Origin of the sequence: Agathobaculum sp. Marseille-P7918 (genome assembly GCF_964248325.1) — a bacterium.
GTDB lineage: Bacteria > Bacillota > Clostridia > Oscillospirales > Butyricicoccaceae > Agathobaculum.
Map to the genome: position 1 here is coordinate 1 of NZ_CAXTXI010000004.1, position 14,486 is coordinate 14,486.

Below are 14,486 nucleotides of genomic sequence, written 5' to 3' on the forward strand. Positions count from 1 at the left end.
TTCTGAATACCGGTTTGGCTTTATCCGAACAGAACAATCGTAAATGCAAGGTATTCATGACAAAATCAACATTTTGTCGCAACAAAATACTCATTCGCCTTTTTTCGACTACATAATATAGTAATTATAACATACTCATAGTTGATTCACAAGGCGTTTTCCCAATATTAGGCACAGCAAATCACGACCCCATCATTCATTTTGTTGCGGCCGTCCTTTTTTGTACCCAAAAGGCTGTATCGCTCAACGCGATATAGCCTTTTTGCACGCCTGTCGATTAAGTTGCGCAGCATTGCGCCATAGACAGATATACAAAATGTTGATTTTGTCTTATGACACAAAGCCGAGTTTTTCTAGTTGCCGTGCGTGCTCTGCGCCCGAGGTGACCAGATAAATGCGTGTGGTTTCGATGCTGGAATGCCCAAGTACGTCAGCCAGCAGCACAATATCCTTGCAGACCTGATAGAATGCGGTTGCGAACAGATGACGCAGGTTGTGTGGAAACACCTTAGACGTTTCGACGCCCGCACGCTTGCATAAATCTTTCATCTCCGCCCAAATTTGCTGACGCGACAGACTTTTTCCGTTTCCGGTGAGGAAAATTTCTCCGGAGACGGTTTTATTTTTTTCAGCATACTGCAGCAGCTTGCGGGTTAGTTTATGCGGCAGTAAAATGGTGCGGATTTTGCCTTTGAGTGCAATCTCCGTCCGGCCTTTTTGGATGGCCTCTACCGTGATATACTTTACTTCGCTGACGCGGATGCCTGTTGCACAGATGGTTTCCATCAGCAAGGCCAATCGTTCTTGTCCCTGCGCCTGCGCGGCAGCCAGCAAATGATGGAATTCCGCCCGGGTCAATTCCCGCTTGGTATCTCGGAACAGACGCCGCTGGATTTTTAAAAACTTTATCCGGAATGTCTCCCAGCCAAGAAAGCGGAACAGACCGTTGAGAGCTGCTAACATAGAATTGATGGTGCTCGGCGCGTAATGTTGTGCTTGCAAGTGCTCCTTCCATTGGATGAGCAACTCTTTGGTAACCGTTCTGCCGTTCAGCCAGCGCATAAAAGCGGACAAATCCCTCATATACTTGTCGACCGTGCCGGCACTGCGCTCTTCCGCATAAAGATAGTCCCGATATTCCATGATTATTTCTCTCGATACGTGCATATCTCTCATATCTGAAGCCTCCGCTTGGTTGGTATTGTTCTTATTCTACCTGATGCAGATTAAGATTATGTGAATGAATAAGACTCCGACTTTGTCAAGCGGATGCCTGTGTGGATGGAAGCTGTCTGCGCCGCAACTGTAAAGGAGAGTTTGAGGAAAATGATCATTGTGGTGGTAATTGCGGTAAATAAGGACGGATACCGTGAGGCTTTGGGGGGCGCTGAGGTTGGAAGAAGGACAAGGCTATCTGAGTGAAACCTGTGGTAAAGGAACTGCACCCCATGATATAAAGGGTAAAATGCTTGATTTTAAGCATTTTACCCTTTGTCTTATACATATAGGTGGCTGACAGCATGCCAATCATCCAGCTGTCTGAACCAAAATATTTGATTTAGTCAGCAGTCTGCCCTTGACGCGCATATTTCAGAGGATGGAGTTATTCATCCCTGTATACCTCGTTCACTCCCAAACCATACAGCACATCCCGCTGACATGGGATTTTAATGTTTAGTCTTCCCAGCTGATTGCCGATACCGGGCAGGAATCGATGGCGCTCTGCACTTCGCTCTGATTTTCCTCGGTTGCCTCCTGATATGCTTCGGCTTTCCCGTCATCATTCATGCGGAACACGGCATCGCACATTCCGCAGCAAAGGCCGCAGCCGATGCAGGTATCCTGATCTACAAATGCTTTCATATCAAAAACTCCTTTTCTTAAAATACAACAACAAGCAGCATCTTGAATGCTTCTTCTCCATATACAGCATGGGGATGGCCGGCGGGCATGACGATGGATTCTCCTTCGTGCAGCAGATAATCCACGCCGTCGATGGTGATCTTGCCTACGCCGTCGAGGCAGGTCACAAAAGCGTCTCCGCCCGATTCATGGGTGCTGATCTCCTCGCCCTTGGCAAAGGAGAAGAGTGTGACGCTGACGGCGCTGTTCTGTGCCAGCGTTTTGCTGACCACCTGACCTTCCTGATAGGAAATTTGCTCCTTCAGAACCAGAACTTCCGATTGGCTGATGTTTTTCATTTTCATGTTCATCACAAGACCTCCGAGTTTATAATAAGAATAATGTCATACTTTTTCGTGCGATTTATTCAGTTCAATATGGTTTCGCATAAGTGGATGCTTATTGGACCGCAGTTTGATAATCTGTGATTCCGTTCCATAGAACCGCTCACCTCACTCTGGTTTATGTTTTTATATTAGACCATTCTTTCCGGAATGTATGTTGTTAAAACAACAAACTGTGGATACTGCAGGGTATTTTGCGCAGAAATCGGAGCAGAATGATGGGCGCTTGCTGCCGCGGATGTTGCCAAATCAAAATGGGATGCCTATGGATAATGTTTACAATGGTGTGTTGCCGGTTTTGGTACTTTCTGCTAAAATAAGATATATCTTTATTTTTCAAAAGGGGCTGATAAAAGGCGGGGTACAGTATTGTTTTATATATGTAAAGAAAGAGGATGAATGAAGATGAAAAAGCGCAATTCCATATTAGGGCTAATTTGTCTGGTGGTCTTGGTTGGCGCCGGATGGTACTTTTTCCGCGGCGGCGGCGAGAAAGCGGAAATCACCATCAACGGAGTTCCTTATGAGATGTGCACCATGACCGTGCAGGAGTTCATGGGGGATAATTATGTTCTTGCCACTTCGTCTGTAGAGGGCAGGTCTGTTTATACATACAATTACAACGATTCGGAGCTGGAGGCCAAAAGCTATTACAACATGGCGGTCCCCTTCTGTCCGAAGGACGGAGTGGGCGCACCAATCGCCTGCTGGCTCTATAACCCCACTTCGGAGCCGGTGGAAATTCGGGAAGGAAAGATCTGTGCTATCTCCTGTGATGTGCCGGAATTGCGGACCTATGATATCACCGTGTCGGTAGCCGGTTTGGAGTTGGATAGCCAGAGCAAAACAGAAATCAAAACCTATATGGATGAACAGCTGAAGGGCTATCAATTGAGCGAGAGCGAGGATGTAAACGCTATATCGTACACCAAGGGAAAGGTGTCTTATACCTTCAGCTTTGATGAGGACGATATTCTGGAAAATGCCATCGCCCGGTATAATGTGTGATTTGCCATGGAAAGAAACGAGTTTTTAAGCCCTCTGGTGAATTTGATGCACCAAAAGCGGTGGGAGGATGCATACGTTTGGTTTCGGGAACATCAAAACCGGTTTTCCCGGCGGGAGCAGCGGCTGATTCGTGCCGTGCTGTCCAGACGGCTTTGGCGTGCGCCTGTATTACTGGCGGTGGTGACGCTGGTGCTGCAAGTGACAGCTGCCGGCCTGTTCGACAACCAGATTCAGGATTTCTTCTCTTTTTTGGGCAGATCCTTCCGGCCCTATATGTATGTGGCTTCGGTGGTTCCGCTTCTTGTCAATTTGGCGTTGGCGATCCTGCTGGCCATTCAGTGTTATGAGCGGCTGGTATTCACCTTCCGCATGTTCGGGCTGCGCCCGCTTTGGGGCAGAGTGGTTGTGGCTTGGGCGTTCACTCTGCTTCTGGCGGGATGGTCTGTGTATTCGCTGGTTCCCTATATCCAGGACTTCCCCTTGGTGGCGGCGGGGGAGTGGCGTACCGGCATTGTTACCAGAGAGCAGCAGGAGGCTACAGCCATGAACAATGTGCTGGTGGAAATGGGGCGGGAGCCGGAGGGAGAATACGATCCTATTCCGTGGTACTCCAATCCCCGCTGGTCCAAGCTGCTCATGCCCATCATGCCGGGGCTGTATAACCGCTGGGTGTGCGACATTCATGTGGACGATGTCACCTGCCGCATGGGGCGGCTTCAGTTTGACCTGACGGACTATGATAGCAACATCTATCCGGTGCGGGTGGATTATCTGCCCCACAGCAAACTGGTGTTGTGGATTTCTTGCGGGGAGGGCTAATCCGTGGACAAAAAAAGAAAATGGAGATGGTGGCTTCCGGCCTTGGCTTCGACCGTTGTGCTGCCTGTCTGTGCCTTGATTGCTCCCTCTGTGATGAAGTCTGTGTTTTGGCAGTTTGGGAGTGATCCGGCAGTAGCCGTTCTTCAAGGCGAACACTTGGGAGCAATCATCCGCGCAGCGCTGTTGACCGCAGCCCCTGTTGTTCCGATCGTGTGCTTTATTCTCGAGCAGGTCGGCGTTCGTCGCGCGCGATGGCAGCGGCAAAACAGCCGACCGCCGGAGTTTGCCACACAGGAGGAACGCAAGGCCTTCTATCTCAAAGAGCTGGACCGCGAGAAACACGCGCGGCAAGGCACACCTTGGATTGTCTATGCTGCCTTATGCGGCCTGTCTATCTTGTTGTTCGGCAGCGGAGTGCTTCGAGCGGCGCTGCCCCGACAGATTGAGGAGACCGGTCAGGATTTGGAGGCATATCGCACCGGTCACCCCACGGTTTATGAGGGACCGCTTCAGCTGGTGGATCGCCAGCTGCGTGATGGGGTCAGAGCGGTTCCCGACAAGCGTTTTGTGTATTACGATTCGGCAGAGGACTCCCTGCGGTGCGCTGCGACCTTGCTTTCCCAGACCCAACTGATGCAGGAATCCTATACCGTGACCTATCTGCCGGAAACGGGTACGATCCTCACCATCACGGACGCCGCCGGAAATCTGCGCACCGGAGGGGCGGAAACCGAACTGTCTGCGCCGTCGGGATGCTGGCTGTACGGTGATTTGGCGGTGCCCATCTGTGATGAAGTGGAAGGGTATGCCGCCTTGTCCCAAGAGCAGCAGGCGCTGTTCGATTTGATGTATTCCGAGGTACTCAGCGGCGGCGTAGCGGCGGGAGAGATACCGACCCGGAGTTTTGACTTGCCCTATCCACTCAAAAAGGACGAATTCAATGCTGTGCTGGAGTTGTATGAGACATCGGTAGCTGCGGAAAAGCATCCGAACCATGGTTACCGCACGGATGACGGGCGTATTGTCCGGCAGGCGTACTGTTATGGTATCACCTATGCAGCATAAAACCGATGATATCGATGGCAGGATTATGATTGCCGGCTGCTTGCCGCCGAACAAAGCGTCCAGAGCTTGCAGGCGGCATGGGTGGAAAGCGGAGATAACAAACCTTTGCATTCCATCTGGAAGCGTTGTGTACGGGAATCCTGACTGAAAGTACCAATGATGAAAAAGGAGAAAAGATTTGGATATCACAATTTCTGGGGTTGTAACCTTACTCATTATTCTTGTTTTTTTATCGGCACTGCTGGCAAGGGCTTATGAAGTCGGTCCGATTATCTGGTTGAAACGGGTGTTGCGGCGAAAACGGGCGCAGGAGGGAACGGACCGTCGGGAATTGGTAGCCAGCGTGCGGCAATTGCTGCCTCAGGCCAATGACGATACGGTGGTTTTCTCCCTGCATCGGGAAAGCTCGGCCAGCGGCGGCAGCAAGATAACGGTTTTAAGCAGTACCTATTATCCCAGAGTGTTTGTCGTGGACGGGGACTCCTTGTGGATGATACCGATGGCCTATGACAAGAGAAGGCGGCATTATGAACTGGGAGAGCCGGTCCAGTTTACGGCTGATGCCGTAAGGCAGATAAGCTTGACCGGAACGCGCGGGAAAACGCTGACCGTCAACTTCCTGCTGGAGTTAGACGGCCGCAAGCGGGATATAGACATGGATTTAACGCCGTTCTGTTTCCGGAAAAACTCGTTTTATCCCTTTGACCTTATGCAGGAAACGGCCTGTGACAGAGCTTTGAAAGTCGCTGAAAATATGGCTCGCATCGCTTGCAATCTGACTCCGGAGGAGCTGGAGGCAGGCCGGTTAAAAGAAGAGTGCAGTCAATATGGCACATATGCCGCTTGCGCCGGCATTTTTGGCGTTCTGCTTACGCCAGCGAACAATCTTCCCATTGTTCTGGCCTGCTTTGCAATTTCGCTGCTCTTGTTCGGGCGGATGATTGCAAAAAAACAGATTCCAAAAATCAGCGCCATTGTGGTGCTCATAGAGGCTGTGGGAGCCTATCTGCTGATGCAGTAATCCCTTTGGGTGACAGGTTGTACTGTGCTGCAACCAAGATAAACGAAAATGGAGAAATGATTATGTATCTTTTTACACTTGTTATTCCCTTTCTGCTGATCGCAGCGGTAGTGATATTCATTATTGTGATGGCGAAAAAAGGCGCGTTTCGTTCAAAGACGACTCCCCAAATTACAATGCGAAATGGTGAAGTTTCCATCTTGGCAACTCATGTTGTCTGGATGCAGAAAAAGGTTTACCTCAACAAATACCGTATTCCGCATGGAGTGCTGGACATCACAAATCAGCGGGTGGTATATACCCAAACCTCTGGTGACAAAGTGGATTTTGCTCTGGAAAAGGCCGATATTGAGGCGGCGATTCATACGGCGGGCATACGTGTCAACATTCAGGCAAAGGACGGAATGGTTTATGCGCTCAATACAATGCCCGTTAAGGACACATTGGACGCACTGGAGCAGATGGGGGTTCCTGTGCAGAGATAACATGGTACAAAGTCCCCGGATGTTATGTCATTGAGAATAATATGCCTTTTGAGCATGCAAGAGACGTTATTATAAGTATTTGCTATTTGCATGTCGCGGGCATACAATAAAAGAAAAATGATAAGGGGCGAGCAAATGAATATCGCGGATCGGAACGAAATTGAAAAGGGACTGGACGACCCGGAGGCGATGCGTGCGGCATCGCAGCGCGCTCTGCGCCTGACGATGGAATTGAACGGCAGCTATTTTGAACCGGCAGAGGTTCGACGTCGTTTTTTTGAACTGATTTGTCAGCCGGAGGAGGAAACCTTCTGCCTGTTTCCGCCGTTTCATACGGATTACGGAAAGAATATTCGCGTAGGGAAAAATGTATTTATCAATACCGGCTGTCATTTTCAGGATCAGGGCGGCATCGAAATCGGTGACGGGACGCTCATCGGGCATAACGTCGTTTTGGCGACGCTCAATCATGATGAGGACCCGGATTTGCGGCATATCCTGCATCCTGCTCCGATTGTGATTGGCAAAAATGTTTGGATTGGCGCAAATGTGACCGTCGTGGCAGGTGTGACAATAGGAGACGGCGCCATTATTGCTGCGGGCGCGGTGGTGACCAAGGATGTGCCGCCAGATACTATGGTCGGCGGCGTACCGGCAAAGGTAATCCGCAAGGTCCGTCGGCAGGCATAAGGGCATCCGACACGGCGGATTGGCCCTCGGACTATTGTGCATTTGTGTTCCCTTTGGTAAAATAGATACCACACCGGCGGCTGAGCCGCAGGGGGTGGATTTACAGAAGGGAAGAGAAAACATGCAGTTATCGCATTTGGATGCTAAGGGCAATGCGCATATGGTTGATGTTGGAAAGAAGCCGATCACAGCCCGCATGGCGGTGGCGCAGGCGGAAATCGCTATGCAGCCGGAAACGCTTGCCATGATATGCAACGGGGAAATACCCAAAGGCGATGTTTTTTCTTGCGCGCGTATTGCAGGCATTATGGCAGCAAAGCGGACGTTTGAATTGATTCCCATGTGTCACCCGCTGCCGATAGATGCGGTTACAATCGATTTTGAAGCCCGAGAACCGGCGCATGTGCTGGTGAAAGCGACGCTGCGGTGCGATTGGAAAACCGGGATTGAGATGGAGGCATTGACAGCCGCAAGCGTGGCCGCATTGACGGTTTATGACATGTGCAAAGCGGTGGACCGCGGCATGGTAATACAGAATATCTGCCTGTTGGAAAAAACGGGCGGTAAGTCCGGGCATTTTGTCAGGGAAGCGGAAAAAACAGAATAGGTATGCGGCGTGCCGCAGTTTCGGATGGCAGTAAAACAGCCGGATCGTATCTGATACGATCCGGCTGTTTTGGGTGTTTCGGATAAAAATGTGCAATATTTTGGGCAATTACTGCAGATGCTTGATATAGTCGCTCGGATTATGTCCAAACTCACGCTTGAAAGCCTTGAGAAAGTTGGAATAATCGTTAAAGCCACAGCGCATACAGGCGTCGGTGACAGGCACACCGGTGCGCAGCATGTTGCGCGCAACGGTCAGGCGTTTTTTCATAATGAACTGATAGAGCGTCAGGCCGGTATACTGCTTGAACTGATTGCTGAGATAATATTTACTGATATAAAAGGTACTTGCGAGGTGGTCAAGCGACAGGTTTTCGGTCAAATTATCGTTGATATAGGCCACAATCTGATTGATTTTTTCATTTTCCGTAATGTCATGCCGAATGGAGTCCGGCGTGTCAAAATACGCGCGGTTGAGGTACACCAGAAATTCCAGCAGGCAGGCATACAGCAAGGTCCGACTGCCGAAATGCTGCTCGGCCTTGATTTGCGCCATATAGGCGCCATGCTGCTTGAGACGGGCAAGCAAATGGCTGTCCGGTCGGATAAGCTGGTATTTCTTGCGGGCCGTGTCGTTAAAACAGGCGGAAAGGTCATCGCCCCAATCCTGAAAGCGCGCGAAAAAGTCATCCTCCATCCAGATGACATAGCGCTCATATGGTTTGCCGGGGGTGATAACCGGACGGTGAATATCGCGGCTGCTGGTCAGCAGAATATCGCCCGGACGCAACTGATAGGTGCGGCCTTCAATGATGTAATTGACATTTCCGGACAGGAAAAAGAAGATTTCATAGAACGGATGCTCGTGAAATTCCACATTCGGCGGAATGTGGTCAAGGTAGTGATGGAATTCAAAATCTTTCTCTTCCATGAACTGCCGCAGTGTAAATTCTTCTTTGTGTACATTCAATAAAATCAACCTCGCAATATTGTGTACATTTATATTATATAGCAATTTTCACTACATTTCAAGCATGAAACACCAAGATATAGCGCAATAATTGCTGTAAACTAAAACCAGAAACAAAGAAACGCAAAAATGGAATGCATTTCCATCCACGTTACTCATCCGAATCAGCAAAGGAGAAAGGAACATGAAAACTTTTATTGGAGACGACTTTTTGCTGAACAGCGAAGCGGCGCGTATTCTCTATCACGAGCATGCAGAGAAAATGCCGATCTTCGACTATCACTGCCATCTCAATCCGCAGGAGATTTACGAGGATGTCCGTTTTGACGATTTGGCTCATGCATGGCTGGGCGGCGACCATTATAAGTGGCGCGTGATGCGTGCCAACGCGGTTCCCGAGCGCTGCATCACCGGCGATGCGCCCGGCCGTGAAAAGTTCGACCGCTATGCGGAGGTGATGCCCCGCCTGATCGGCAATCCGATCTATCACTGGTCGCATCTGGAACTGATTCGCTTTTTCGGCATTGACGATCTGCTCGACCCGACCACGGCGGATGCCATTTGGGACAAGGCCAATGCCAAGCTGCAAAGTCCGGCGGGCTCCTCTCGTTCGCTGATTATGGAGAGCAATGTGCGCGCGCTCTGCACCACGGATGACCCGATTGACGATTTGCAGTGGCACAAAAAGCTGGCGGCGGATACGGGCTTTGCGGTTAAGGTGCTGCCGACCTTTCGGCCGGAAAAGGCGCTCAACATCGTCGACCCCGGCTATCCGGTGTATTTGCAGAAACTGGGCGCGGCGGCCAACATCCTGATCCGCACGATTGACGATGTCAAGCAGGCGCTGGCGCAGCGTGTGGAATACTTCGCGCAGGTCGGCTGCCGACTGTCCGACCACTCCTTCGGTTCGCCGGACTTTACGGTTTGGGACGAAAGTGCGGCGGAGGAGGCTATGCGCAAGGCGCTGGCGGGCGAGTCGCTGCTTGACTATGAGGTTGCAGCCTACCAGTCGCTCATGATGGACTTCCTCGGTGAGCAGTACGCGGACCGCGGCTGGGCGATGCAGCTGCACATGGGCGCGATTCGCAACCTGAACACCAAGCTGTACCGTGCGCTTGGCGCGGATGTCGGCGGCGACGCCATCGGCGACCCGATTGCCGCGGCTTCGCTGGCAGCGCTGCTCGACCGTCTGGCGGTGCGGGACAAGCTGCCCAAGACCGTGCTGTATACGCTCAATGCAGCGGATAACGACAAGCTGATTGCTGCGGCGGGCTGCTTCCAGGACGCAACAGCGGCAGGGAAGATTCAGTTCGGCTCGGCATGGTGGTTTAACGACCATTATGACGGCATGATCGCGCAGATGAAGAGCCTTGCCAACATCGGTGTGCTCAGCCGCTTTATCGGCATGCTGACCGACTCCCGTTCCTTCCTGTCCTATCCCCGTCACGAATATTTTCGCCGCATTCTGTGCAATCTGGTGGGCAGTTGGGTTGCAGACGGCATGGCGCCCGCCGATTATAACCTGCTCGGCGGCATGATTGAGGATATTTGCTTCCGCAATGTGGAAACGTTCATTGGTTTAAATCAGTAATTTATTTGAGGAGGATTATATATGAAACTATCGTTCCGTTGGTATGGTGAATCCGACCCGGTTACGCTGGAGTACATCCGGCAGATTCCGGGTATGCGCTCGATTGTCTCGGCGGTATATGACGTAAAACCCGGCGAGGTGTGGCCGGAGGAAAGCCTTGCCAAGATGAAGGCTCAGTGCGAGGAAAACGGCCTGATTTTTGATGTGGTGGAATCCATCCCGGTATCCGAGGATATCAAGCTCGGTACGGACAAGCGCGACGCACATATCGATGTATACTGCGAAAACATCCGCCGCTGCGCGAAATACGGCGTCAAGTGCGTGACCTATAACTTCATGCCGGTCTTTGACTGGACGCGTACCCAGCTGGACAAGAAGGCGCCGGACGGCTCGACCAGCCTTGTGATGTATTGGGAGCAGATGAAGGGCCTTGACCCGCTTACGGACGATATCAACCTGCCGGGCTGGGATGCCAGCTACACGCAGGATCAGGTGCGCGACCTGATTCGTGCGTATGGCGAGCTGGGCGAAGAAGGCCTGTGGAAGAACATTGAAATTTTCCTTAAGAAGGTTATTCCGGTTGCCGAGGAGTGCGGCGTTGTGATGGCGCTGCATCCGGACGATCCCCCGTACCCGATCTTCGGCCTGCCGCGTGTTATCACCTGCGAGAAGAACCTCGACCGTTACCTGTCCATTGTCGATTCGCCGGCCAATACGCTGTGCCTGTGCACCGGCTCGCTGGGCTGTGCGAAGTTTAACGATATCCCCAAGATGGTGCGCAAGTATTCTTCCATGAACCGCATCGGCTTCATGCACATGCGCAACGTTAAAATCATGGACGACGGCTCCTTTGAGGAGCGCGCGCATCTGTCCAGCTGCGGCAGCCTGGATATGTGTGAGATTGTCAAGGCACTGGTCGAAACCGGTTTTGACGGCTATGTCCGTCCCGACCACGGACGCATGATCTGGGGCGAGACCGGCAAGCCGGGCTACGGTCTGTATGACCGCGCACTGGGCGCGACTTACCTCAACGGCCTGTTCGAGGCATGTGAGAAAGCGCTGTCTAAGTAAGCGGACAGCGAAGAGAAAGTGTAAAAGAGAATGGACAGGAGGAACGTCTGCACGATGAAAACCTTCAAAAAAGTGCTGGCGCTCGCGCTGGCAACGGTGATGTCAGCGGCGGTACTGACCGGCTGCGGTCAGGGCTCGGATGGCAGAACAATCATCCGAATCGGGCATAACCAGTCGACCAATCACCCCACCCATATTGCACTGGTAGCATTTGAAGAATTTATTGAAAGCAAGCTCGGTGACAAGTATGACGTTGAGGTCTTTCCGAGCGAACTGCTCGGTTCCCAGAACGAGATGGTGCAGCTGACACAGACCGGCGCAATCAACTTCTGTGTAGCATCCAACTCGCTGCTTGAAACCTTCAGCACGAATTACACCTTGTTTAACCTGCCGTATCTGTTCGCCAGCGCGGAGGCGTATCACGCTTCGATGGATGACGAATCGATCACCGGCCCGATTTTTGAGTCCACCAAGGACGCGGGCTTTGAGGCAGTGACATGGCTGGATGCCGGTACCCGCAACTTCTACACGGTCAGCACGCCGATTGAGACGCCTGCCGACCTCAAGGGTCTGAAGATTCGCGTGCAGCAGTCGCCGACCAACGTGCAGATGATGAGCCTGCTGGGCGGATCGGCCACACCGATGGGCTTTGGCGACGTATATACCGCGCTGCAGAGCAAGATTATCGACGGCGCGGAAAACAACGAGCTGGCCTTGACCGATAACGGACATGGCGACGTGTGCAAATATTACTCTTACGACATGCACCAGATGATCCCGGATATTCTGATCGGCAATATCGCCTTCCTCGATGGTCTGAGTGAGGAGGAGCGTGCCATCTTTGAAGAGGGCTTCCAGCTGGTCAATCAGGTGCAGCGGACGGAATGGACCGATGCGGTCGCGGCAGCGAAGGACCGTGCGGCAAACGAGCAGGGCGTACAGTTCCTGTACCCCGACACCAAGCCGTTCCAGGAGGCCTGCGCACCGATGCACGAGGATATGCTCGCGCAGTATCCGGATCTTACGCCGATATACGACGCGATTCAGGTGTACAACGAGCAGTATCCGTCGGCCGAGTCTTGAGGAGGTGCGTAACACATGAAAACACTCAGAAATATTCTGACCAAATTGCTCAATGTGCTGGCCGGCGTGAGCTTTATCGCCATGGTCGTACTAACCTGCTGGCAGGTATTCACCCGTTACGTTCTGAAAAACCCGTCCTCCTGGTCGGAGGAGCTGGTTTCCTATCTGTTTGCTTGGGCAAGTCTTCTGGGCGCGTCGCTGGTCACCGGCGAGCGCGGCCACATGAACATCCCGATTCTGGTAGAGAAGATGAACCCTGCGATGCAGAAGGCGCTGGGCATTTTCGGTGAGCTGATTGCCTTTGCGTTCTCTCTGATTATTCTGGTGTACGGCGGCGTGCAGATTTCGCAGCTTGCAATGGGCCAGATGACCTCTTCGCTGGGCGTTGCGGTCGGCGTATTCTATGTTGTCATGCCGCTGTGCGGTGTGTTGAACATGATTTATACCGTCCTGAATATTGCAGATATCTGCAAGGGTACCGGTTTGGACGCAAAGAAGGAGGGGGCGTAACATATGGCAATGCAGTCTTTGCTGATTATCATCGGCGTGCTGGCCGTTTTGCTGGTCATCGGCGTGCCGATCTCATATTCCATTGGTATTTCCTCGCTGATTGCGATTCTGCAGACGGTTTCGCTGGACGTCTCGGTGGTAACCGGTGCGCAGCGTATCTTTGTGGGCATGAGCAAGTTCAGCCTGACCGCCATCCCGTTCTTTATCCTTGCGGGCAATCTGATGAATCAGGGCGGTATCGCCAAGCGGCTGGTCGATTTCGTCATGGCGATTCTGGGCAAGCTGCCCGGCGCGCTGCTGGTGACCAACATCGGCGCAAACGCGCTGTTCGGTGCGATTTCCGGTTCGGCTTCGGCCGCGGCCGCCGCAGTAGGCAGCATGGTGGAAAAGGGCGAAGAGGAGCAGGGCTATGACAAGGCGCTCTGTGCGGCAACCAACGGCGCATCCGCCCCGTCCGGTCTGCTGATTCCGCCTTCGAATGCACTGATTACCTACTCGCTGGCAGCGGGCGGTACGTCGGTTGCGGCGCTGTTCATGGCCGGTTATATTCCCGGCATCATCTGGGCGCTGTGCTGTATGGCGGTGGCGATTATCATTGCCAAGAAAAAGGGCTACAAGGGCATGCCCGGTAAATTTGATTGGAAAAACCTCGGCGTGTGCACTTTGAAGGCGATTCCGTCGCTGTCCCTGATTGTTGTTGTCATCGGCGGCATCATCGGCGGTATCTTCACCGCTACCGAAGGCTCGGCCATCGCGGTGGTTTACGCGCTGATTCTGGGTATCTGCTATCGCAATATCACGCTCAAGTCCTTCTGGAATATTGTGGTGGAAAGCGCCAAGATGAGCGGCATGGTCGTATTCTTAATCGGCGTGTCCAACATCCTCGGCTGGGTGATGGCGTTCACGCAGATTCCGCAGGCGATTTCCGAGGCGCTGCTCGGTCTGACGCAGAACCCCATCATCATCCTGCTGATTATGAACGTTATCCTGCTGATTGCAGGTACGTTTATGGACGTTACCCCCGCGATTCTCATTTTCACGCCCCTGTTCCTGCCGGTCGTTAAGACTTTCGGCATGGACCCCGTGCAGTTCGGCCTGATTCTGGTGTACAACCTGTGCATCGGCAACATCACTCCGCCGGTCGGCAATACACTGTTTGTGGCCATTAAGGTCGGGCGATCAAGCCTGTCCAAGGTCATGCCATATATGCTCTGGTATTATGTGGCGATCCTGATCGGTTTGCTGCTGGTCACTTATGTTCCGATGGTCAGCCTTGGATTGCCGATGGCGGCCGGACTGATTTAAGACAAAAACAGAAACA

At 52.3% G+C, this 14,486-nt stretch carries 18 protein-coding genes; 14 read left to right on the forward strand and 4 right to left on the reverse strand.

Annotated elements, in window-relative coordinates:
- Window positions 1–330: 330 nt before the first annotated feature.
- On the reverse strand, window positions 331–1,176 hold the full coding sequence (locus ACESSO_RS06785; protein WP_373164296.1) for a tyrosine-type recombinase/integrase: 846 nt from the start codon (window positions 1,174–1,176) through the stop codon (window positions 331–333).
- A gap of 217 nt (window positions 1,177–1,393) precedes the next feature.
- On the opposite strand from ACESSO_RS06785, the gene ACESSO_RS06790 reads away from it, so the two are divergent.
- Window positions 1,394–1,516, forward strand: a complete 123-nt coding sequence (locus ACESSO_RS06790) for a hypothetical protein (RefSeq protein ID WP_373164297.1) — start codon at window positions 1,394–1,396, stop codon at window positions 1,514–1,516.
- A gap of 158 nt (window positions 1,517–1,674) precedes the next feature.
- On the opposite strand, the gene ACESSO_RS06795 is transcribed toward ACESSO_RS06790, so the two are convergent.
- Entirely contained in the window at window positions 1,675–1,863 is a 189-nt protein-coding gene (locus tag ACESSO_RS06795) for a ferredoxin (RefSeq protein ID WP_373164298.1), read from the reverse strand.
- Between the two features lie 17 nt (window positions 1,864–1,880).
- Window positions 1,881–2,213 (reverse strand): cupin domain-containing protein, encoded by a 333-nt coding sequence (locus ACESSO_RS06800; protein WP_373164299.1) that lies wholly within the window; start codon window positions 2,211–2,213, stop codon window positions 1,881–1,883.
- Between the two features lie 208 nt (window positions 2,214–2,421).
- Here ACESSO_RS06800 and ACESSO_RS06805 point away from each other — a divergent pair, with 208 nt between their 5' ends.
- The 8 genes from ACESSO_RS06805 to moaC all read left to right on the forward strand — a co-directional run bounded on the left by ACESSO_RS06805 (window position 2,422) and on the right by moaC (window position 7,941).
- Entirely contained in the window at window positions 2,422–2,649 is a 228-nt protein-coding gene (locus ACESSO_RS06805) for a hypothetical protein (RefSeq protein WP_373164300.1), read from the forward strand.
- Window positions 2,650–2,651: 2 nt separating this feature from the next.
- Window positions 2,652–3,254 carry a hypothetical protein gene (locus tag ACESSO_RS06810; RefSeq protein ID WP_373164301.1) on the forward strand — a complete coding sequence of 201 codons (603 nt, stop codon included), beginning with the start codon at window positions 2,652–2,654 and terminating at the stop codon, window positions 3,252–3,254.
- A gap of 36 nt (window positions 3,255–3,290) precedes the next feature.
- Entirely contained in the window at window positions 3,291–4,073 is a 783-nt protein-coding gene (locus ACESSO_RS06815; RefSeq protein WP_373164302.1) for a hypothetical protein, read from the forward strand.
- Window positions 4,074–4,076: 3 nt separating this feature from the next.
- Window positions 4,077–5,138, forward strand: a complete 1,062-nt coding sequence (locus ACESSO_RS06820) for a hypothetical protein (RefSeq protein ID WP_373164303.1) — start codon at window positions 4,077–4,079, stop codon at window positions 5,136–5,138.
- A gap of 178 nt (window positions 5,139–5,316) precedes the next feature.
- The gene (locus ACESSO_RS06825) at window positions 5,317–6,159 is read left to right on the forward strand and encodes a hypothetical protein (RefSeq protein WP_373164305.1); all 843 of its coding nucleotides are present in this window, start codon (window positions 5,317–5,319) and stop codon (window positions 6,157–6,159) included.
- 62 nt (window positions 6,160–6,221) lie between these two features.
- Window positions 6,222–6,644, forward strand: a complete 423-nt coding sequence (locus ACESSO_RS06830; protein WP_373164306.1) for a hypothetical protein — start codon at window positions 6,222–6,224, stop codon at window positions 6,642–6,644.
- Window positions 6,645–6,779: 135 nt separating this feature from the next.
- A complete protein-coding gene (locus ACESSO_RS06835) occupies window positions 6,780–7,334 on the forward strand; it encodes a sugar O-acetyltransferase (protein WP_373164307.1) in 555 nt (184 codons plus the stop codon).
- Between the two features lie 121 nt (window positions 7,335–7,455).
- Window positions 7,456–7,941 carry a cyclic pyranopterin monophosphate synthase MoaC gene (gene moaC, locus ACESSO_RS06840; protein ID WP_373164308.1) on the forward strand — a complete coding sequence of 162 codons (486 nt, stop codon included), beginning with the start codon at window positions 7,456–7,458 and terminating at the stop codon, window positions 7,939–7,941.
- Window positions 7,942–8,049: 108 nt separating this feature from the next.
- On the opposite strand, the gene ACESSO_RS06845 is transcribed toward moaC, so the two are convergent.
- On the reverse strand, window positions 8,050–8,871 hold the full coding sequence (locus ACESSO_RS06845; RefSeq protein ID WP_373164309.1) for an AraC family transcriptional regulator: 822 nt from the start codon (window positions 8,869–8,871) through the stop codon (window positions 8,050–8,052).
- A 223-nt stretch (window positions 8,872–9,094) separates the two neighbouring features.
- Between ACESSO_RS06845 and uxaC the strand changes: the two genes are divergently transcribed.
- From uxaC to ACESSO_RS06870, 5 genes are read left to right on the forward strand one after another with little or no spacing between them, the layout of a single operon-like run.
- Complete coding sequence (gene uxaC, locus ACESSO_RS06850) at window positions 9,095–10,501, forward strand: glucuronate isomerase (RefSeq protein ID WP_373164310.1); 1,407 nt, start codon at window positions 9,095–9,097, stop codon at window positions 10,499–10,501.
- Window positions 10,502–10,522: 21 nt separating this feature from the next.
- A complete protein-coding gene (uxuA, locus tag ACESSO_RS06855; RefSeq protein WP_373164311.1) occupies window positions 10,523–11,572 on the forward strand; it encodes a mannonate dehydratase in 1,050 nt (349 codons plus the stop codon).
- Window positions 11,573–11,626: 54 nt separating this feature from the next.
- Window positions 11,627–12,655, forward strand: coding sequence for a TRAP transporter substrate-binding protein (locus ACESSO_RS06860; RefSeq protein ID WP_373164312.1), 1,029 nt, complete (start codon window positions 11,627–11,629; stop codon window positions 12,653–12,655).
- Between the two features lie 15 nt (window positions 12,656–12,670).
- Window positions 12,671–13,165, forward strand: coding sequence for a TRAP transporter small permease (locus tag ACESSO_RS06865; protein WP_373164313.1), 495 nt, complete (start codon window positions 12,671–12,673; stop codon window positions 13,163–13,165).
- Between the two features lie 3 nt (window positions 13,166–13,168).
- Window positions 13,169–14,470 carry a TRAP transporter large permease gene (locus ACESSO_RS06870; protein ID WP_373164314.1) on the forward strand — a complete coding sequence of 434 codons (1,302 nt, stop codon included), beginning with the start codon at window positions 13,169–13,171 and terminating at the stop codon, window positions 14,468–14,470.
- Window positions 14,471–14,486 lie beyond the last annotated feature (16 nt).